We start from the raw sequence: 19,738 nt of genomic DNA, 5'->3' as shown, positions 1-19,738 counted from the left end.
CATCGCGTGCCGGATTTTTTCGTTCGGCGCCAGCGCGCTGCGCAGGGAGGAGCCTACCTTGACCGACACATCCGCCGCGGCCCGGGCCGACGCGCCGCTCGTGGCGTCGCCGTTCGTCGACGTCCGTTCGCCGGCCGATTTCCCCGACAGCCCCGCGTCGCGCGTGCTCGCGCAGCCGCTGATGCTCGGGCTGTTCCTGCCGATCCAGGCCGGCGGCTGGAGCGCCTCGACGCTGCCGCGCTCGACCGACTGGACGTTCGACTACAACGCCGACCTGGTCGCGCGCGCCGAGGCGCTCGGCTTCGATCTCGTGTTCGCGCTGTCGCAGTGGTTGCCGAAAGGCGGCTACGGCGGCGTGTTCGACGGCCAGGCGCTCGACTCGTTCATGACGCTCGCGGCGCTCACCGCGCGCACCGAACGGATCATCCTCGTCGCGACGAGCCACGTGCTCTACGGGCCGTGGCATCCGCTGCATTTCGCGAAGTTCACGGCGACGCTCGATCACATCTCGCGCGGACGCTGGGGCATCAACGTCGTGACCGGCCACCGCGCGATCGAACACGAGATGTTCGGCTGGAACCGGATCGAGCACGACCGGCGTTACGAGATGGCCGCCGAGTTCGTCGACGCGGTCAGCCAGCTGTGGGCCCAGCCGGACAACTTCAGCTATGCGCCCGCGCTGTCGAGCTGGCGGCTCTCCGGCGCGTTCGTCACGCCGAAGCCGCGCTACGGCCGCCCGCTGCTGATCAACGCGACCGGCTCCGACGCCGGCATCGATTTCGCGGCCCGCTATTCGGACATCGTGTTCGTCACGAGCCCGGCCGGCCCGGACGTCGATCTCGCGCTGGACGCGCTGCCCGCGCATACGGCCCGCGTGAAGGCGGCCGCCGCCGCGCGCGGCAGGACGATCCGCACGCTGCTCAATCCGCTCGTGATCTGCCGCGAGACGGCGGCCGAGGCGCGCGCGTACCGCGACGCGATCGTCGCGCATGCGGACGAAGGCAGCTTCCACCGCTTCGACAGCGACGCCCATGCGTGGCGCGGCGGCTTCGAACAACGCGCGCAGGCGGCCGCGCGTGCGATCGGCGGCAACATCTCGATCACGGGCTCGCCCGAGGAAGTCGCCGACTACATCGTGCGGCTGCATCGAGCGGGCATCGACGGCATCCAGTTGAGCTTCTACGACTTCAGGCCGGATCTCGACTTCTTCGGCGCACGCGTGCTGCCGCTGCTGCGCGACGCCGGCCTGCGGCGCTGAACTCAGGCCGCCGCCGCGCCGGGCACGGCCGACTCGCGCCGCGCCGCGGGGCGCCGCAACCCGAGGTGATCGCGCAGCGTGCTGCCGGCGTAGTCGCTGCGGAACAGCCCGCGACGACGCAATTCGGGCAGCACGAGCGCGATGAAATCGTCGAGGCCGCCGGGCAGGGTCGGCGCCATCACGTTGTAGCCGTCCGCGCCGTAATGCACGAACCGTTCCTCGAGCGCATCGACGATCTGCTCCGGCGTGCCGACGAGCTGCCAGTGACCGCGCGCGCCCGCGATGCGCAGGTACAGCTCGCGGATCGTCAGGTTCTCGCGGCGCGCGAGCTCGAGCGTCAGCGTCTGCCGGCTCTTGCTCGCATTCGTTTCCGGCAGCGGCGGGATCGGGCCGTCGAGCGGATAGGCGGACAGGTCGACGCCGCCGGTCAGGCCCGACACGAGCGCGAGTCCGACCTTCGGGTCGATCAGCGCCTGCAGCGCGTCGAACTTCTCCTTCGCCTCGCTCTCGGTGCGACCGACCACCGGAAAGACGCCGGGCATGATCTTCAGCGTGTCGGGGTCGCGGCCGAACGCGGCGAGCTGCCCCTTCACGTCCGCGTAGAACGCGATCGCGTCGTCGAGCGTCTGCTGCGCGGTGAAGATCACCTCGGCCGTGCGCGCGGCCAGCCGCGTGCCGGCCGCCGACGAGCCGGCCTGCACGATCACCGGTTGCCCCTGCGGCGCGCGCGGCACGTTCAGCGGCCCGTCCACCCGGAAGAAGCGGCCGCGATGAGCGAGCACGTGGCGCTTGTCCGGGTCGAAGAAGCGGCCGCTGGCACGGTCGCGCACGAACGCGTCGTCGTCCCAGCTGTCCCACAGTCCGCGCACGACGTCGGCGAATTCCTCCGCGCGCGCATAGCGTTCGCCGTGATCGAAATGCGCATCGCGGTTGAAGTTGCGCGCTTCGTGCGCGCTCGACGACGTGACGAGGTTCCATCCGGCGCGGCCGCCGCTGATGTGGTCGAGCGACGCGAACTTGCGCGCGATGTGGAACGGCTCGTTGAAGCTCGTCGACGCGGTGCCGACGAGGCCGATGCGTTCGGTGACGGCCGCGAGTGCCGACAGCAGCGTCAGCGGCTCGAACTGCGCGACGTAGCTGTGCGCGGTGCGGCTCAGGAATTCGACGTCGTCGCCGCGCGTGCCGACGCCGTCCGCGAGGAACACGAGGTCGAACTTCGCGGCCTCGGCCGCCTGCGCGAGCCGCACGTAATGACGAAAGTCGACACCGGCGTCCGCCTGCGAGCCGGGATGGCGCCACGCGGCGATGTGATGGCCGGTCGGATACAGGAACGCGCCGAGGTGCAGGTGGCCGGTGCGGGTCGTCATCGGGGAGCTCCCGGAAAGTGGGCTGCGGGCGCAGCGGAATCAGAACACGCGTCCTTCGGTCAGGTGCGTGGTCACGCCGTTCAGGTCGTAGTCGCCGATCACCCGCGCCTTGTGCAGCAGCGGGTTGTGGCTGAAGATCGTGCGCAGGTTGCGCCAGTGCCGGTCGAGGTTGTGCACGCGCGCGGTCGCCGACGCGCCGCCCACTTCGAACAGCCGTTCGGCCGCGTACAGCGCGAGCTTGCCGACGATCAGCTGCGTGCGCGCGGTCGCGAGCGCGCTGTCGAGCACGCGTTCGTGCGCGTCCGCCGCGCCGGCCTCGATCGCGTCCGCGGAGCGGTCGAGCGCGCGCGCGTTGTCGCGCACGAGCGCGTCGATCGCGTGGCTGTGCGCCGACAGCTCGCCGACGATCTGCTGGATGAAATGATCGTCGCGCGCGCTCGCCGCCGGGCTGTGCAGCACCGGCCGGCCATGCTCGAGCACGTAGCGACGCGCGTCGGCCGCCACGTTGCGCACGATGCCCGCGCCCGTCGCAACGAGATGAAGCTGCCGCAGCGCGCCGCAATGGCGGCCGACGAGCGTCGAGCCGTCGCGGGCCGCGACTTCGTCCGCGAATACCTGCACGTCGTGCAGCAACAGGCTGCCGCTCGCGGTCATGCGCTGGCCCATGCCGTCCCAGTCGTCGAGCACCTGCACGCCGTCGCGCGCGACCGGGATGATCACGGCGAGCGCGTCGCCCTGCTCGTTCTCCACGTTGATGCGCGCAAAATCGGCAAACGCGGTGCCGGTCGAATAGTATTTGCGGCCCGTCACGCGATGGTGCGCGCCGTCGCGGCGCAGCACGGTCGTGTTCTCGCCCGGCCGCGACGTGCCGCGCTCGGTCGACGCGCCACCGAAGATCGCGCCGGCCAGCGCGCGCTCGAGCTGCACGTCGTTGAACGGCGTGCGCGGCGACAGCCGCAGCGTCTCGGTCAGGTCGTAGTGGATGCGCAGCGCATGCGCGAGATTCGAATCGGCGGCCGCGAGCGTCGCGATCGTCTCGAACAGGTCGACCAGCGTGCCGCCCAGGCCGCCGCGTTCGACCGGAATCCTCAGCACGCCGAGCGCGGAACGGCGAAAGAGTGCGAAGCCTTCGAACGGCAGTTCGCGACGCGCCTCGCGTTGCGCGGCGTCGCGCCCGATCGCCGTCGCGAGTTCGGGCAGTGCGGCGAGCGCGGCGCGCAACGCGTCGTGCGGTTCGGCACCATGACGGGCATTCATGCAGCGGTTCCTCATCGTCGAAAAGCGACGGCTCGCCGCACGATTGCGCAGGCCGTCGCCGCAGCCCGCAGGCAGCACCGAAAAGTATAGGGACGCATCCGGTGCGCGTGAAAAACCGATTTCAGCTTTGGTTATGCGTGCGCCGGGAATGCGCACGCACATCGATACGGTCAGTGCGGGATGCCCCAGCGGCGCACCGTCACGCGTTCGAGCGTATCGAACACGAGATGCTCGACGAGCAGGCCGATCACGATGACGGCCGCGAGGCCCGCGAACACACGGTCGGTATACAGCTCGTTGCGGTTCTGGAAGATGTACCAGCCGAGCCCGCCCTGCCCCGCGCTCGCGCCGAACACGAGTTCGGCCGCGATCAGCGTGCGCCACGCGAACGCCCAGCCGACGCGCAGCCCCGACAGGATCGACGGCAGCGCGGCCGGCACGAGAATCAGCGCGATCTGGCGCAGGCCGGTGAGGCCGTAGTTGCGCCCGGCCATCTTCAGCGTGGCCGGCACGCCGGCGAACCCCGTGTACATGCTGAGCGCGAGCGGCCAGAGCACCGCGTGCACGAGCACGAACAGCAGGCTGCCGGTGCCGAGCCCGAACCACAGCAGCGCGATCGGCAGCAACGCGATCGACGGCAGCGGATTGAACATCGACGTGAGCATCGACAGCACGTCGCGGCCGATGCGCGTCGACACCGCGAGCGAGGTCAGCACGAACGCGAGCAATACGCCGAGCGCATAGCCGCGCAGCAGCACCGACATCGAGATGCCCGTCTTCACCAGCAGTTCGCCCGACGCGATGCCCTGCACGAACGCGGCCAGCGTCGCGCCGAAGGTCGGCACGAGCAGGTCGTTCGCGACGATGCGCGCGATGATTTCCCATGCGGCGATCAGCACGAGCGCGATGACGGCGCGGCGAAACCCGCTCGCGCCGACGATGCGGCGCCACAGCGGTGCGGGCGCCGCACGTTCGGCGTCGGGCGGCGGGTCGAGCGGGCGCACGTATTCGGCGCGTACGGGCGGCAGCGGCGGCAGGACCGGATCGATCGTGCTCATGATGCGATGCCCTCCGTGGCCGGTGCTGCACGCGTTTCGTCCGCTACATCGGTATCGAACAGCAGATGATGAATGCGCGCGACGCGGTCGCGGAAGTCGCCGCTGCCGACGCTGTCGAGCGAATAGTCGTGACTGTTGAGCTCCGCGCGCACGCGGCCCGGATGCGGCGACAGCAGCAGGATCCGGTTGCCGACGACGAGCGCCTCCTCGATCGAATGCGTGACGAACAGCAGCGTGAAGCGGAACTCGTCCCACAGGCGCAGCAGTTCCTCCTGCATCTTGCGGCGCGTGAGCGCGTCGAGCGCGGCGAACGGTTCGTCCATCAGCAGCACGCGCGGCTGCATCGCCAGCGCACGCGCGATCGCGACGCGCTGCTTCATGCCGCCGGACAGCGTGTGCGGATAGGCATCGGCGAACGCACCGAGGCCGACCTTGTCGAGATAGTGCAGCGCGCGCTCGCGTGCTTCGGCGCGCGACAGCTTCGCGGCCGCGCGCAACGGAAACGCGACGTTCTCGACGACCGTCTTCCACGGCGGCAACTGGTCGAATTCCTGGAACACGACGATGCGGTCGGGGCCCGGCCCTTGCACGGGCCGGCCGTCGAGCGCGATCGAGCCCGACACGGGCTCGATGAAGCCGGCGATCGCCTTCAGCAACGTGGACTTGCCGCACCCCGACGGGCCGAGCAGCACGAAACGGTCGCTGCCATACACGTCGAAGCTGACCTGATGGGTCGCGCGCACGATCCGCGCGCCGCTCCGGTATTCGAGGCTCACGCGATCGATCGCCAGCAGGCGCTCGCTGTGCGCGCCGGCCGGCGCGGACGCGGATGCCGGCCTGCTCGCCGCGTCGGTGTCGGTGACGGGTTGGGCGGGCGGTACGGCGGCGCCGCGCGCCGCGTACGGCGGCAGCCCGATTCGGGGAGAAGTGGCGTTCACGATCGAAACTCTTGCGGGTAAAGCATCAACATACGGCGGCACCGCGCGCGGCCCAACCAACGATTGCACATATCGAAACCGCGTCGACGCATAAGCGTCGATCGCGGCGCCGCAGCGCCACGCCCGCTCAGCTGCCGCCGGCCGTCGCCGGATCGTCGAAGAAGTAGTCGCGCCACGACTTCGGCTCGTTGCGGATCGCGCCGGTGCGATACATGAACTGCGCGAGCTTCAGCGTGTTCTCCGGGGCCGTCTTGAACTGCACCTGCGGATTGCGCAGGATCTTCAGCAGCAACGCGCGATCGATCTTCGAGCCGTTCACGCGGATATAGGTATCGACCGCGCGCTCGGGATCGGCCGCGATCTGGTGCGCGGCGTCGGCGAGCGCGGCGACGAACGCGCGGTACGTCTTCGGGTTCTCATCGCGGAACTTCTCCGTCGCGTACAGCACCGTCGCGGAACTCGGGCCGCCGAGCACGTCGTAGGAATTCAGCACGATGTGTGCGTTCGGATTGCCCGCGAGTTCCTGCTCCTGGAACGGCGGATTGCCGAAGTGGCCCGTGATCACGTTGCTGTTCGCGAGAATCGCGGCCGTCGCGTCGGGATGCGGGATCGCCTGCGTGAGCGGATCGAGCTTGTCGAACTGCTTGTCGCCCCACTGCTTCGCGGCCGCGTACTGCAGCACGCGCGACTGCACCGACACGCCGACGGCCGGCACCGCGATGCGGTCCTTCGCGCCCAGGTCGGCGATCGTCTTCACGTTCGGGTTGCTGCTGACGAGGTAGTACGGAAAATTGCCGAGCGACGCGACGCCCTTCACGTTCTGCCGGCCGCGCGTGCGATCCCACACGGTCAGCAGCGGCCCGACGCCCGCGCCGGCGACGTCGACCGCGCCCGACAGCAGCGCGTCGTTCACGGCCGCGCCGCCCGACAGCCGCACCCAGTCGACCTTGATGTCGAGGCCGGCCTTGCGCCCTTCCTTCTCGATCAGTTGCTGGTCGCGCGCGACATTCAGCATCAGGTAGACCACGCCGAACTGCTCGGCGATGCGGATGCGGCCTTCCGCGTGCGCGGCTTGCGGCGTGCCGGCGGCGGCCAGTGCGAGCGCCGCGGTGAGCGTGGCGGCCAGTGCGCGGCGCGCGGCCAGGGTCGTGCGGCGCAGGGCCGGCGAAAGCGGAAACGACATCGGAACTCCAGTGAGAATGAGGCGGCGAACCGGGACGTGCCGTTCAGAACGGCGCGTCACCTTCGATCGTGGTGCGGTACAGCTTGCGGCGCAGATGGTCGGGCGTGCCGGCCGCGAGATGCATCAGCGAGCGGTTGTCCCAGAACACGAGGTCGTGCTCGCGCCAGTGGTGCCGATACAGATGCTCCGCGCGCACGCTGTGCGCGAACAGTTCGTCGAGCAGCGCCCGGCTTTCGTCTTCGGGCAGATCGACGATGCGCGTCGTGAAATGCTCGCTGACGAACAACGCCTTGCGGCCCGTTTCAGGATGCGTGCGCACGACCGGATGCACCACCGCCTCGACCTGCGCGATCTGCTCGGCCGACAGGTTCGGCCGCCACGGGCTGCGCGCCTGCAGCTCCGCATAGCGGGCGAGATACGTGTGCTCGGCACGCCGCCCTTCGACCGCGCGGCGCAGGTGCGCGGGCAGCGTGTCCCACGCGAGATGCATGTTCGCGAACAGCGTGTCGCCGCCCTCGGCCGGCAGCTCCTGCGCATGCAGCAGCGAGCCGAGGCTCGGCTTTTCCTTGTACGACAGGTCGGAGTGCCAGAAATGGCCGGCGTCGCCGAGCCCGATCGGCTTGCCGTTCTCGACGATGTTCGACACGATCAGCACTTCCGGATGCGCGGGCAGCGCGAACTGGTGCAGCACGTGGATCTGCAGCCGGCCGAAACGGCGGCTGAACGCGATGTGCTCGTCCGGCGTGATGCGCTGGTCGCGAAACACCAGCACGTGATGGTCGAGATGCGCGCGATAGATGCGCGCGAAATCGGCGGCGCCGAGCGGTTGCGACAGGTCGATGCCGACGACTTCGGCGCCGAGCGGCGCATCGAACGGGACGATGTCGAATCGCTGCGCGCCGGCCTCCGGCGGCAGGGCCGGCCGATGGCCGGCGGGCGTCGATATTGCGGCGCGGATGGCGGAAGTCGTCACGGTACAACCCTTGATTCGGTAAAGATGCGAATCTACGAGCGCGTGCCGCACTGCGTCAACGAAGCGATTCGGATACGTTTATCTGCTGCAGCGATAAAGATCGCTGCTCGGACGGCGGGGCCGGCGGGCGGGCGTCCGCCACCCGACGCGGGCTTTCTGCAGTATTTACAAATGCAGCGCCATCCGGCACCGCCCGCGTGGGCCGGGCCGATGCCGCGGCGTCGCCGGGCATCGGTGCCGGTCCGGCACGCAGCTTGCGCGCGCCGGACCGGATATGGCCGCGGCACGGAATCGCCGGCCGCCAACGGCATTGCCTGGTCGTGAGCGATGAAAACAGTCCCTCCCCTGCTGGAATCGGCGCCAATGCGGGCCGATCACTTCGTCCAGTTCTACGAGTCCGACGCGCAGCTCATGTCGGAAGTCGCCGTGTTCGCGGCCCAGGCGCTGAGCGCCGGCGGCAGCGCGATCGTGATCGCGCGGCCCGCCTGCCTCGCCGCGGTGCACGAACGCCTGCACACGCTCGGTGCATCGACCGGCGGCGCGGCCCGCGGCCGCATCTTCATGTCGAGCGCGCATGCGCTGCTCGACAGCTTCATGAATGGCGACCTGCCCGACCCCGCGCGCTTTCGCCGCTCGATCGGCACGATCGTCGAAGCGGCGATCCGCGCCGGCCGGCCCGTGCATGCGTTCGGCGAAATGGTCGCGCTGCTGTGCGCGCGCAACCGGTACGCCGCGGCGCTGCGGGTGGAAGCGCTATGGAACGCGCTGATCGAGCGGTACCGCTTCTCGCTCTACTGCGGCTATCCGCACGATGCGTTTGCGAGCGCCGAGCAGTCGGAGACGTTCCGCCACGTATGCGCGCTGCACCGCCGCATCCTGCCCGTCGCATCGCTGCGCGACGACGAAGGCGGGCTGTACCCGACGCTGGCGCTGGCGCAGCAGCGCTCGCGCGCGCTGAGCGACGAGATCCGTCGCCGCGAGGATGCCGAACAGCAACGCAACGGCGTCCTGATGCACGCGCCATTGCCGATCGCGCTGCTGTCGGGCCCCGCGCACCGGATCGTGCTCGCGAATCACCGCTTCTCGGCCTTGTGCGGCCGGACCGACATTGTCGACCAGCCGCTGACGGCGGTGCTGCCCGGCGGCGATGCGCCCGAGATCGTGCGGGCACTGGAAGCCGCCCGCGCGCAGGGCTGCTCGACGACGATCGGCGAGCACCGCGACCGGCCCGAGCCGGACGGCGCCCGCGTGTGTCGGCTGCATTTCAATCCGCAGCCGCTCGCGGACGGGCTGGGCGTGATCGTCAGTGCGGTCGAGGTGACCGAGCACGTCGCCGCGCGCGAGAAGCTCGTCGCCGCGAACGCGGAGCGCGACCGGCTGCTGGGTGAGCTGCGCGACGCGAATCAGGCCAAGGACCAGTTTCTCGCGGTGCTCGGTCATGAGCTGCGCAATCCGCTGACGCCGATCTCGCTCGCGCTGGAGCTGATCCGCAACCGCGACGGCCACGCGACGCCGAACGAGATCGCGATCATCCAGCGCCAGCTCGATCACATGGTCCGGCTGATCGACGACCTGCTCGACGTGTCGCGCATCACGCGCGGCAAGATCACGCTGAAGAAGGAGGCCGTGCGGCTCGCCGACATCGCCGACCGCGCGGTCGAGATCGCGAGCCCGCTGCTCGAGCAGCGCCGCCACCGCCTGCAGGTCGACGCCGATCCGGACGCGCGCTGCCACGGCGACCCGGTGCGGCTGTCGCAGGCCGTCGCGAACCTGCTGACCAACGCGGCGAAATACACGCTGCCGGGCGGCGACATCACGCTGCGCGCGGCGCGCGGCGCGGACGACACCGCGATCGTCGAGGTGTGCGACAACGGCGCCGGCATTCCGCGCGATCGTCTCGACAGCATCTTCGAGCCGTTCTACCGGCTCGACGGTGAAGCGAAACAGGCGCATGGCGGCCTCGGCATCGGCCTTGCGCTCGTGCGCAGCCTCGTGACGCTGCACGGCGGCACGGTGCGCGCGGACAGCGCCGGCCCCGGCTGCGGCAGCACGTTTACGATCACGCTGCCCGAATACCGGCCGAAAACGGTGGCGGTCACCGTGCCGCAGCCGCCGCCCGGCATCCGCGACCTGGCGCCGGGCCGCACCGGCCGGCGCGTGATGCTGGTCGACGACAACGAGGATGCCGCGTCGACGCTCGCGCAATGGCTGCGCGAGGCCGGTCACGAGGTCGCCGTCGTGCACGACCCGGTCACCGCACTGGCCGCGTACCGCGCCTACCGTCCCGACGTCGCGATCCTCGACATCGGGCTGCCGGTGATGGACGGCTACGAGCTGCTGCGGCGACTGAAGGCAATCAACGAGGTCACGCCGTGCATCTTTCTCGCGCTGACCGGTTATGGCCGCAACGCGGATCGCGAACGCTGTCTCGCGACCGGGTTTCTGCAGCATTTCGTGAAACCGGTCGACCCGGCCGCGCTCCATCTCGCGATGAGCCGGCCGGGGACGGACGGCGATGCGCACGACGGCGCCGGTGCGGAAGCCGGGCGCTGAACGCTGAACGCTGCCGGATCCTGAATGCCGAATGCGGCACGAGGCACGCAACCCGCCGACGTTCCGGCAAGCGCCGTGCGGCTCAGTTCTCCTCGGAACAGCGGATCGACGTCAGGCCGGCCGATTCGACGATCCGGATCAGTTGACGCAGCATCGCATCGGCGTCGGCCGGTTCGCGCCACTTCACGAGCAGTTCTTCCTCGCGCAACGCACGCGCGGCCGTTTCGCGAAAACCGCGCGTGCGGCACGCGAAGCCCGCATTGTGCAGCCCGGTCGTCAGGCGCTCGCGCGCCGTCGAGCCCAGTTCGTACTCGACCGTGACCAGCGCAGTCCTGACGCTGCGCACGCGCTGCTCGACCAACCGCAGCGGCCATACGACCAGGAGGGCGAGCGCGAGCCCGAGCGCGCCGAGCGACAGCTGGCCGCCGCCGATGCACAGTCCGACGACGGTGACGAACCACAGCGTCGCGGCCGTGGTCACGCCGGATACGAGGCCGTCGCGATGCAGGATCGCGCCGCCGCCGATGAAGCCCATCCCGGTCAGGATGCCGAGCGGCAGGCGCATCGGGTCGAGCACCGAGAACCCGTCCTGCGGCTTGCCGGCCTGCAGCAGCAGCGCGTTGACCTGCAGCATCGCCAGGCACGCGGCGAGACAGACGAAGATCGTCGTGCGCAGCCCTGCCGTCTTGCCGGATTCGCTGCGATCGAGGCCGATCAGCCCGCCCGCGACGAGCGCCAGGACGATCCTGACGAGGACCGCATCCCACTGAAGTACGACCGGCATCGGCTCCATGCGCGCCTCCCTGCAAATCTTCTTGCGTGATGCGTCGCGGCGTGGCCGCGGACGACGCTTGCGGCGCGCAAGGTTCGGGCCCGGCTCGCGCGCGTGTCACAGTGTCGGCGTGTCGCCGCGCGCACGGCTAGCGCCCTGACCGCTCAGTCGTCGCGCGCGCATGCGACCGGGCCGCCGTCACGGTCCCATCCTTCTCCGCATCCGTTCGGATACGAAAATCGCCTGCGTCACGATTTCGCGCCTCTCGGTATCCGATCGGGTACGAAACGGCGCACCGGCTCCCCGGTTCGCCGCTCCGTTCCTGTACGGATACGAAATGATGCCCCGGCCGGCGAGTTGTGCAATACTGTTCCCGATCAGATACGAAGCATGGAGAACGTCATGTCGGAGTCCCAGTCCGTCGACACGATCGGCGCGCTCGCCCACCTCATCCGCGCGGCGCGGCTCCAGCAGGGGTTCACGCGCGACGAACTCGCGAACGCGACCGGGCTGTCGCCGAAATTCATCAGCCAGGTGGAAGGCGGAAAGCCGACCGCGCAAATCGGCAAGGTCATGCTGCTGCTCGGCGAACTGGGCGTGCGCCTCTACGCCGAGTCGTCGGTCGAGATTTCGGAAGCCACCGCGCTGAAGGCCGCGCAACGCCGCAGGAGCAGCCATGGCGGCTAGAACGCTGATCGCATCCGCCAACGGCGTGCGCATGGGTACGCTGACCGACGACAAGGGCATCTGGTCGTTCGCGTACGACCCGCAATGGCTCGCGTCCCCGGCCGCCTATCCGCTGTCCCCGGCGTTCGCGCTGCGCGCCGGCCCCTACACCGACACGTCGACCGATCGCCCGGTCCAGTGGTTCTTCGACAACCTGCTGCCCGAGGAAGGCATGCGCACCTCGCTCGCGCGCGAGGCGAAGGTCGACGCCGCCGACGCGTGGGGCCTGCTCGCGTACTTCGGGCGCGAATCGGCCGGCGCGCTGACGCTGCTGGCCGACGGCGAACGGGAAGCGCCCGGCAGCCTGCAGCCGCTGCCGCTCGACGAGCTCGAACGCCGGATCCGGGCGATGCCCGAGCGCGCGCTGACGGCCACCGCGCCCAAGCGCATGTCGGCGGCCGGTGCGCAGCAGAAGCTGCTGTTGGTGCTGCGCGGCGATGCACCCGACTACGCGCTGTACGAGCCGGTCGGCAGCGAGCCGTCGATGCACCTGCTCAAGCCGGACATGCGCGCGGCCGGCTACCCGCACTCGGCGATCAACGAATTCTTCTGCATGAAGCTCGCGCAGAAGATGGGGCTCGACGTGCCCGACGTGCACTTCCTGCGCGCGCCGTCCGCGTGCTACGTGATCGACCGGTTCGACCGCGACGTCGCGTCGGCGCCGGCCGCACGCGTGCATACGATCGACGCGATGCAGTTGCTCAACTACGACCGCGGCTTCAAGTACCAGCGCGCGAACGCGCAGGAGCTCGCCCGCGCGATCGAGCGCACCAGCACGCGCGCGCTGGCGCGCCTGTCGGTGTTCCGCTGGACCGTGTTCAACGTGGTGGTCGGCAATGCCGACGCGCACCTGAAGAACCTGTCGTTCTTCGTCGACGCGCGCGGCTACCGGCTCGCGCCGTTCTACGACATCGTCAGCACGGTCGTGTATCACACGCCGACGCACCGCCCCGACCATCGCGGCGATCACTGGCCGCACTGCGAATTGACGATGCCGCTCGGCAACGCGACGCGCTTTGTCGAAATCGATGCGGCCGCGCTGATCGCGTTCGGTCAGGCGCTCGGGCTCAGGGCGAAAGCGGCGGCAAGCGAACTGCAGCGCTTTCTCGAACCGCTCGATCGCCATGTCGCGCAGACGCTCGAGGAAGTGCGGGCAATCGCGCGCCCGGACGCCGGCGAGACGCGGCTGCTGAATTCGATCGCGGCGATGCCGATCGCGGAGATGGGGCGCGCGCTTCGGCCGACGCACGGTTGAGGACGGGCATGAAGCATGCACATGGGTGCGCCGGTCCAGGTGGATCGCCAATCCGACGTCCGGCGTCGGTCGGGTGCCCCATTCCGCGATCGTTGCCGCCGTGCCCGCCCCGCGCCGGCATGTCGGCAGACGCGAACCTGCGCCGGCCGTACGGCGGCGCGCCGAACCGCTCGGTCAGCGGATCGGCGGCGTCGAACTCAGCTTCTCCGACAGCATCCGCTCGTACACGCCAAAGTGCAGATCGACCTCCTTTTGCGTGACCGGGGTGACCGTGATGTTGATCTGCTCGGGCAACAGGCCCAGCACGACCGCGACCGCGGCTTCAAGTTGCGGTGCACAAGCCTTGTCCTCCGCCATCGTCGTGCCGACCAGCACGTCGTAGGTCTTTTCCTGCCGGCAGACGATCTCGACGAGTCGCGCCCGCGCGCTCATGTTGTTGTCGATCGCGAGCCTGACGACCTCGGTCACGGTGCGCATCGTCTCGGTCGGAAAGCCCTTCGTCGAGCGCAGCCGGATACGATGCCTGCCCAGCGTAAGCCAGTCCGTATCGAATTCCATGGCGTCCTCCGCATGCAGTTCCAAGCCGCTGCGATGATAGGTTCCAGCACCGGAATTTCAAGTGCAAAAATCTGCCGACGCCCCTTGAAATTTTCCGCAGAGTGCCTATCTTGAGTTTCGCTCAGGCAGACGCGCGAACCGTTTCATCCCGCGCGCTGCGTGTTTCGATTTGTTTGCCGGCAGTCCGGCAGGCGAACTGGAGCGCGTAGGCCCGTTCGCCTCCCGATTGCCATCCAGGAGGATACGATCATGAGCGATCTTTACTTCGGAACCGATCTCTTCAGCGAGTTCGACCGCCTGCAGCGGCAGATGGCGCAACTCTTCGGCGGCTTCCCGTCCAGCATCCGCGCGAGCCGGCTCGGCGCATTTCCTCAGATCAACATCGGCGCGACGGACGAGTCGATCGAGATCGTCGCCTTCGCCCCGGGCGTCAACGCCGCCGAACTCGACGTGTCGATCGACAAGGGCTTGCTGACCCTCAGCGGCGAACGCAAATCGACGCAACCCGACACTGAAAGCGAGACGCGTACGTATGCGCAGGAGCGCTTCGTCGGCGCCTTCCGGCGCGTCATCGAGCTGCCCGACACCGCCGATCCCGACAAGGTCCAGGCGCGCTACGAAAATGGCTGCCTGTCGATCAGTATCGGCAAGCGCGAGTCGTCCAAGCCACGCGCCATCACTGTCCAGTAACTCGAGGAGCCGATCATGAACGACATGACCAAACTGGCTGAACGCGACCCGTCCGCAGTCACGCGCCGCGACGCGGAACAGGCTACGCGCCGGATCACCCTCACCCCGGCCGTCGACATCTACGAAAGCAACCAGGGCGTCACACTGTGGGCAGATCTGCCCGGCGTGACGAAGGACAAGCTGGACGTCAAGGTTCACGACAGCAGCCTCTCGATCGAGGCCGAGGCGGTGGTGCCGACGCCGGCCAATCTGCGCCTGCAGCATGCCGAGGTCCGGGAGCCGCACTTCGCGAGGACGTTCACGCTGTCACCGGACTTCGATACGTCGAAGATCGAGGCCAGCCTCCAGGACGGGGTGTTGAAGCTGACGATCCCGCGTCGCGACGAGGCTCGCCCACGGCGCATCGAAGTCAGGACCGGCTGACCCTGCGGCAACGGCGGGTCGGGAAGATGGGCGGCGGGGAAAACGCCGCCGCCCGTCGCGAACCAGGCGCGGGAGGCACCGGTTTCCGATGTCGCTCAGGAGTCCTGGAAAGGGCATGCGGTCCTTGTCCGCACCGTGCCCATGCGACGATCGCGACACGCACGTCCGCACCGGATGGCTACATCGCCATCGTCCGGATCGAACGGAACGATGAGGTGTCGGCCGACCGGCATCCGCCGCGTTTCGGCGAGCGCTGCACAAGCGCGGCCGAAACGCAGCGCGATGCGCTCGAGTACGCGGTGCAACTGATCGATCGCGGCATGCCCGGCGCAGTCGAGGCTCGGGGCACGCTTGCTGCCCGAGGGGCTGGCCGCCACGCTCGAAACGGATTGAAGCTGAATCGGAGGACGCCATGAATACCGATCCGAAAAAGTGGAACCCCTTCAAGTTCCTTCGCGGAACTGCCCGCAAGTCCGACGCGGAAGGCCCGGAAAACCCGCCGACAAGCGAACAGTGGCGGGCCGCGTGGCCCGACATTCCGCGACTGTTCTCACGTGAGCCGTGGCGTGCGGTGGAGGAATTCCTTCATGACCCGCTCGCAGGCCGTGGCGCGCTCGAACGATGGTTCGGCGACTTCAGTTCATCGCGCTTCCAGCCGCGCATCGACGTCGTCGATGAAGGACCGGTGCTGCGCGTGACCGCCGAACTGCCCGGAATGGCGCGCGAAGATCTGAAGGTGAGCGTCGAGGACGGGGCAATCGTGCTGCGCGGAGAGAAAAAGCAGGACGTACGCAGCGAGGAAAACGGCTGTTACCGGCTGGAGCGCGCCCACGGAAGCTTCATCCGCACGATCCCGATGCCGGACTACGCCGACCCCGATCGCACGTTGGCAAAGTTCGATAACGGTGTACTCACGTTGACCGTGCCAAAGTCGGAGCCGACACAGACCGTGAGTCGCACGATCGAAATCCGCTAGGGCAAACACGAAAAGTGCCGTGGGGGCGGGCGGATATCGGACGAACCGGGCCGTTGGCTCAGTTGGTGGAGCGGCCGACTTTTTGTCCGTTGGTCACTGGTTCGAATCCAGTACGGCCCACCGGGAACCGAAAATCCGCTGCCCCCCGACAAACGCGGCTTGCGATGGGCGATGAACGCGACGAAGCCATGGATGACGGTCAGCCAGCCAATGTGGAAGGGACGGCTGCGAACTCCCGCCAGTGGTGACCAGCGAACGAAAGCGACAAGCGGGGGAATCGGCGATGCTGAATGGATAAGACAGGATAAGTATTCTTATCACAATGCATCTGTTTTTCTTAAAAACTCGAACGCGAACAAATACGCCGGGTCGATCAATCCCCTGCCCGCTCGCCCGTGTTTGCCTCACACGGCATGACGAAACGCGAAGGCACGCGAAGACACAGGAACACGGCAGACGTACGCGGCGAATCACGCGAACGAAGCGCCGCTGCGGCGCGTCGCCCGCGCATGCCGCAATCGATTGGCCGTCGATATTCCGCGGCGGCCTCACCCGGCCGAAGATCGGGGCAGACCACGCCGCACGCCCGATGCAACGCACGCGAGATTCAGCCGTGAAAGGCGCCCCGCCTCACCCGGCAGTCGACTGAAGCGGCAATTCAGGGCCTTTGCAGGATGTCTGTCGCCTGCTCGGCGTCGGCCAGCGAGTCGAGCGCTAGATAGGCAATGAACTGCGAGCCGAGCACGGCGGCGGATACGCCGCGGAGATTGATCCCGCCGTCCGACAGTTTCTGGGTCAGCTCCGCGATGATCCCCATCTGGTCCAGCCCCATCACACGAATCGAGTGCAGGCTCGAGCTAGGACTGAATCCCGCCTGCGTGGCAGCACGGGTCTCCCGATCTCCCTGCAGCGGCGCGACGAATACCACCCCTTTGCCGGGTGCTTCCTGGGTGCGCCGGGCGACAATGAATTGCAAATCCACGCCGGCATCCCGCAACGCGTTCAGCACGTGTGCAAGACCGCCCGGCTTGTCCTCGATGGTGGCCGCCCATACGTCAACGCGTTCCACGAGCAGTTCCATGGCCCCTCCAAAAAGTCGGACCTCGATGAAGACAATCTATGTCGCGCATGACCGGCGAGCAAGGCCGCTTGTGCGAACGGCGTCATGCAGGTTCGCCTAGGAATCCGATGATCTCGCCGACGGGGGACGCAAGCCGAGCATGACCGCCTGCCGATGCCGCCATTGAAGCAGCGCGTCGCGGAACTCGTCGGATGATTGCCCGGACGTAACCCGCCACGCTCCGGATTGAAAGGATCTCGCGGCGCGCCAGAACGACCGGGCCTCGGGCCCGTCGTCGATGGGAGTAATGGGCAACTGGTACGTTCGATGCAGATACGACAGGAAGGCGAGACCGTAGCCGCGGCGCCTCATCGTCGGGAGAATTTCCAGTCGATGGACATATACCCGATCGGTTCGCGGCGCCAGGCTGTATGTCGCCGCGCCGACGATACCGCCGGATGCCGCGAGGATCGCGACTTCCCAACCCGAATGCGGCACACCGTCGATGCCCAGATCGATCGGCGTCGATTGAAAACGAATCACGGGAAGCCGGCGAAATTTGCGTCGCGCAAAAAGTAACCGCAGGTAGGAAAGCACGTTCAGCCTTTCGTCATGTCCGCAGCGGCACGCTTGCTCATCTTCGCGCGCCACCGCAATTCGCAGCCGCACCCTGGCGCGTTGACGCTTCCCCTGTCGAACGCAACCGCCCATGACATGAACGACCCGGCATGGATGCCCGGATCGACGCGACCGTGCGATTCGCGAGCGACGCCGACCAGAACTATTTCCGGTTCTTCAGGAACGTCTGTCCGGCTGCCGTGATCGAGACGCTTCCGCGGCCGTTCGTCGGATGGCGCACGAATCCTGCGCCGATGAGCTCGCGGGTAATGGACCAGCCAAGTGCGGGTGTATCGCGACCGTAACGAATATCGGCGAGGCGCTCCAGCGCCCAGATCGCGGATGCCGAGATGGTCGGAACGGTCGAAGCTTGGTTATCGCTCATGGCGTCTCCAGGTGTTTGATCATGATCAAGGGTGCCGCATGTATCGGACTCAATCGGCAAGACACGCACTCAGGCGCGTCCAGTCGTAACGGGCGCCGACCTCGATGCGTACGGCGGCATCGACGAGGTCGATGCCGTGGTGGCCGCAGTGCCGATCCGCACGTTCGATGAGTGCGTCGAGCGACGGCAGCGGTGCGTCGCTCTTCCAGGCGAAGGCGATCACGTTGCCCGCACCGTCTTCAGCCGGTGCGATTGCGACGGAAGGGCCGAACGTCTCACGCAGCCTCGCGAGACAATCACCGAGTCGCGGATCGTCGCCGAGCAGATTGACGACGAGCACGCCGTCGTCGTTCATTCGCGCGCGACAGGTATCGTAGAAGGCTGCGCTGCAGAGCTCGGACGGCGCGCCGTCCGCATTGAAACCATCCTGCAACAGCGCATCGAATGTGTGCGCGGTCGTCGACAGGTGCCGCGCCGCGTCCGCGCAGATGATCGTCAGTCGTGCGTCATCGGGTGGAACGTGGAACCGGTCGCGAAGCGCGATCACTTCCGGATTGATTTCGATTGCTATGAGACGGGTGTTCGGCAGGTTCCGATAGCAATACTTCACGAGCGAACCGCCGCCGAGCCCGATCAAGCCCACATGCGCGGGTTCCGGCTGAAACAGCAGGAACCCCATCATCGTGCGCGTGTAGCCGAGTGCGAGCGCGTCCGGAGCCTCCCGCAGCATCGTGCTTTGCATGCCACGGCCGTCGAAGCACAGCGAGACGAGGTGCTCGTTTTCCACGACGATCGGCTTGTCGGCAATCTCGGCCGGGGAAGCCGCGCGCAGGCCCAGGAACGGAAAATCGACAGGCGGCACGCGGGTCAGCCCTCTTGAAGCAAGGGCAAGAGCGCACGAAGCGCCGCCTCTTCGTCCGGACCGCTTGCAAGGACTTGCGCGGATGCGCCGCGACGCACCTGCAGCGATGACATGGCCATGCCGTCCTTGGCATTCCCGCGCCGCCCATTGGCGATCAGCAGGATGTCGCTGTCGAAACGGCGCGCCGTGACCACGAGCGCATCGCGCACGGCGGTCGCACCGTTCCGGCTCCAGGCGGGACCTGCTTCGAAATAGACGACGGTTGCCATGTTCCTCGCGTGTGGCGTGAGATGGAGCTGGTATTCAGTGGGACGGGCCGATCCGGCAGGCCATCAGGAACGCCTGGAACTCGGTTTCCCATGCCGCGTTGCGCACGTCGATTTCGAAACCGGCGAGACGCTGCATTGCGCCGCTCAGATACACGGCACGGAGCAATCGAGGCGGCACGCCCTGCGCGAAACAGCAGCCATCCGCATCGAGCAGCAGGCGCGGGTGGTGCCGGAACCGCGCACTGGCCACCGAGATGGGATCCATCACATGCCGAGCCGATTCCCGCGGATAGACGAACGCCAGATGAATACCGGCGGCCGCGAGCCGCTCGCCCACATCATGGAAGCGGTGGACCATCTGGAAGCCGCGCTCGCCGCCGCGCCCGACGCCCACCACGACAAGCCCCCGGCTCCCCGCGACCTCCGGCAGGGATATGGGCCGCCGATCGGGCAACAGCAGCATCCCATCCAGATCGAACATGTCGGCTACCTCCGCGAATCCGCCCTCAATTCCGGCGATCGGCGGCAAGGCTGAATTATAAGACAGCATTCATCGA

General features: G+C 67.9%; 21 protein-coding genes and 1 tRNA gene. 8 read left to right on the top strand and 14 right to left on the bottom strand.

The window, feature by feature from the left end:
• The first annotated feature begins 58 nt into the window (after positions 1-58).
• Positions 59-1,258: an LLM class flavin-dependent oxidoreductase gene (locus U5A56_RS15460; RefSeq protein WP_124528615.1), complete on the top strand. Its 1,200-nt coding sequence runs from the start codon at positions 59-61 to the stop codon at positions 1,256-1,258.
• Positions 1,259-1,260: 2 nt separating this feature from the next.
• Here the strand turns inward: U5A56_RS15460 and U5A56_RS15455 are convergent, their stop codons facing one another.
• The 6 genes from U5A56_RS15455 to U5A56_RS15430 all read right to left on the bottom strand — a co-directional run bounded on the left by U5A56_RS15455 (position 1,261) and on the right by U5A56_RS15430 (position 8,034).
• Positions 1,261-2,625 carry an LLM class flavin-dependent oxidoreductase gene (locus U5A56_RS15455; protein WP_321923199.1) on the bottom strand — a complete coding sequence of 455 codons (1,365 nt, stop codon included), beginning with the start codon at positions 2,623-2,625 and terminating at the stop codon, positions 1,261-1,263.
• Positions 2,626-2,664: 39 nt separating this feature from the next.
• Entirely contained in the window at positions 2,665-3,882 is a 1,218-nt protein-coding gene (locus U5A56_RS15450) for an acyl-CoA dehydrogenase family protein (RefSeq protein ID WP_124485861.1), read from the bottom strand.
• 170 nt (positions 3,883-4,052) lie between these two features.
• Positions 4,053-4,940 carry an ABC transporter permease gene (locus U5A56_RS15445; protein WP_124519738.1) on the bottom strand — a complete coding sequence of 296 codons (888 nt, stop codon included), beginning with the start codon at positions 4,938-4,940 and terminating at the stop codon, positions 4,053-4,055.
• The gene (locus U5A56_RS15440) at positions 4,937-5,878 is read right to left on the bottom strand and encodes an ABC transporter ATP-binding protein (RefSeq protein ID WP_415749142.1); all 942 of its coding nucleotides are present in this window, start codon (positions 5,876-5,878) and stop codon (positions 4,937-4,939) included. Before U5A56_RS15440 ends, U5A56_RS15445 begins: the two co-directional genes overlap by 4 nt.
• Before the next feature lie 127 nt (positions 5,879-6,005).
• The gene (locus U5A56_RS15435; RefSeq protein ID WP_044843482.1) at positions 6,006-7,061 is read right to left on the bottom strand and encodes an ABC transporter substrate-binding protein; all 1,056 of its coding nucleotides are present in this window, start codon (positions 7,059-7,061) and stop codon (positions 6,006-6,008) included.
• Positions 7,062-7,104: 43 nt separating this feature from the next.
• Positions 7,105-8,034 carry a TauD/TfdA family dioxygenase gene (locus tag U5A56_RS15430; RefSeq protein WP_321923196.1) on the bottom strand — a complete coding sequence of 310 codons (930 nt, stop codon included), beginning with the start codon at positions 8,032-8,034 and terminating at the stop codon, positions 7,105-7,107.
• 363 nt (positions 8,035-8,397) lie between these two features.
• On the opposite strand from U5A56_RS15430, the gene U5A56_RS15425 reads away from it, so the two are divergent.
• A complete protein-coding gene (locus tag U5A56_RS15425; protein WP_321923194.1) occupies positions 8,398-10,587 on the top strand; it encodes an ATP-binding protein in 2,190 nt (729 codons plus the stop codon).
• Between the two features lie 82 nt (positions 10,588-10,669).
• On the opposite strand, the gene U5A56_RS15420 is transcribed toward U5A56_RS15425, so the two are convergent.
• Positions 10,670-11,380 (bottom strand): MgtC/SapB family protein, encoded by a 711-nt coding sequence (locus tag U5A56_RS15420; protein ID WP_124485856.1) that lies wholly within the window; start codon positions 11,378-11,380, stop codon positions 10,670-10,672.
• Between the two features lie 381 nt (positions 11,381-11,761).
• Here U5A56_RS15420 and U5A56_RS15415 point away from each other — a divergent pair, with 381 nt between their 5' ends.
• Complete coding sequence (locus tag U5A56_RS15415) at positions 11,762-12,046, top strand: helix-turn-helix domain-containing protein (RefSeq protein WP_044843467.1); 285 nt, start codon at positions 11,762-11,764, stop codon at positions 12,044-12,046.
• Entirely contained in the window at positions 12,036-13,340 is a 1,305-nt protein-coding gene (locus tag U5A56_RS15410; RefSeq protein WP_321923192.1) for a HipA domain-containing protein, read from the top strand. The genes U5A56_RS15415 and U5A56_RS15410 overlap by 11 nt, the downstream gene beginning before the upstream one ends.
• Before the next feature lie 174 nt (positions 13,341-13,514).
• Here the strand turns inward: U5A56_RS15410 and U5A56_RS15405 are convergent, their stop codons facing one another.
• Positions 13,515-13,898, bottom strand: coding sequence for a hypothetical protein (locus tag U5A56_RS15405; protein ID WP_124519732.1), 384 nt, complete (start codon positions 13,896-13,898; stop codon positions 13,515-13,517).
• Positions 13,899-14,147: 249 nt separating this feature from the next.
• On the opposite strand from U5A56_RS15405, the gene U5A56_RS15400 reads away from it, so the two are divergent.
• The 4 genes from U5A56_RS15400 (at position 14,148) to U5A56_RS15385 (ending at position 16,107) form a co-directional block, all read left to right on the top strand.
• On the top strand, positions 14,148-14,588 hold the full coding sequence (locus tag U5A56_RS15400; protein ID WP_321923191.1) for an Hsp20/alpha crystallin family protein: 441 nt from the start codon (positions 14,148-14,150) through the stop codon (positions 14,586-14,588).
• 15 nt (positions 14,589-14,603) lie between these two features.
• Complete coding sequence (locus U5A56_RS15395) at positions 14,604-15,011, top strand: Hsp20/alpha crystallin family protein (protein ID WP_044843463.1); 408 nt, start codon at positions 14,604-14,606, stop codon at positions 15,009-15,011.
• A 412-nt stretch (positions 15,012-15,423) separates the two neighbouring features.
• Positions 15,424-15,987, top strand: coding sequence for an Hsp20/alpha crystallin family protein (locus tag U5A56_RS15390; RefSeq protein ID WP_321923190.1), 564 nt, complete (start codon positions 15,424-15,426; stop codon positions 15,985-15,987).
• Between the two features lie 47 nt (positions 15,988-16,034).
• Positions 16,035-16,107, top strand: a tRNA-Lys gene (locus tag U5A56_RS15385).
• Between the two features lie 538 nt (positions 16,108-16,645).
• Here U5A56_RS15385 and U5A56_RS15380 read toward each other — a convergent pair.
• From U5A56_RS15380 to U5A56_RS15355, 6 genes are all read right to left on the bottom strand, one after another.
• On the bottom strand, positions 16,646-17,068 hold the full coding sequence (locus U5A56_RS15380) for an ACT domain-containing protein (RefSeq protein ID WP_044843461.1): 423 nt from the start codon (positions 17,066-17,068) through the stop codon (positions 16,646-16,648).
• Positions 17,069-17,164: 96 nt separating this feature from the next.
• The gene (locus tag U5A56_RS15375) at positions 17,165-17,644 is read right to left on the bottom strand and encodes a hypothetical protein (protein ID WP_321923187.1); all 480 of its coding nucleotides are present in this window, start codon (positions 17,642-17,644) and stop codon (positions 17,165-17,167) included.
• 184 nt (positions 17,645-17,828) lie between these two features.
• Positions 17,829-18,050 (bottom strand): hypothetical protein, encoded by a 222-nt coding sequence (locus U5A56_RS15370; RefSeq protein ID WP_321923185.1) that lies wholly within the window; start codon positions 18,048-18,050, stop codon positions 17,829-17,831.
• Positions 18,051-18,099: 49 nt separating this feature from the next.
• On the bottom strand, positions 18,100-18,912 hold the full coding sequence (locus U5A56_RS15365; protein WP_321923183.1) for a fused MFS/spermidine synthase: 813 nt from the start codon (positions 18,910-18,912) through the stop codon (positions 18,100-18,102).
• Between the two features lie 5 nt (positions 18,913-18,917).
• Positions 18,918-19,181: an HPr family phosphocarrier protein gene (locus tag U5A56_RS15360; RefSeq protein ID WP_044843459.1), complete on the bottom strand. Its 264-nt coding sequence runs from the start codon at positions 19,179-19,181 to the stop codon at positions 18,918-18,920.
• A 34-nt stretch (positions 19,182-19,215) separates the two neighbouring features.
• The gene (locus U5A56_RS15355; RefSeq protein ID WP_044843496.1) at positions 19,216-19,662 is read right to left on the bottom strand and encodes a hypothetical protein; all 447 of its coding nucleotides are present in this window, start codon (positions 19,660-19,662) and stop codon (positions 19,216-19,218) included.
• Positions 19,663-19,738 lie beyond the last annotated feature (76 nt).

The sequence above is a fragment of the Burkholderia sp. BCC1998 genome (genome assembly GCF_905339875.1).
In the GTDB taxonomy this organism is placed as follows: Bacteria; Pseudomonadota; Gammaproteobacteria; order Burkholderiales; family Burkholderiaceae; genus Burkholderia.
The sequence above is the reverse complement of the archived record's forward strand: the minus strand, read 5'-3'. Positions and strand labels throughout refer to the sequence as shown.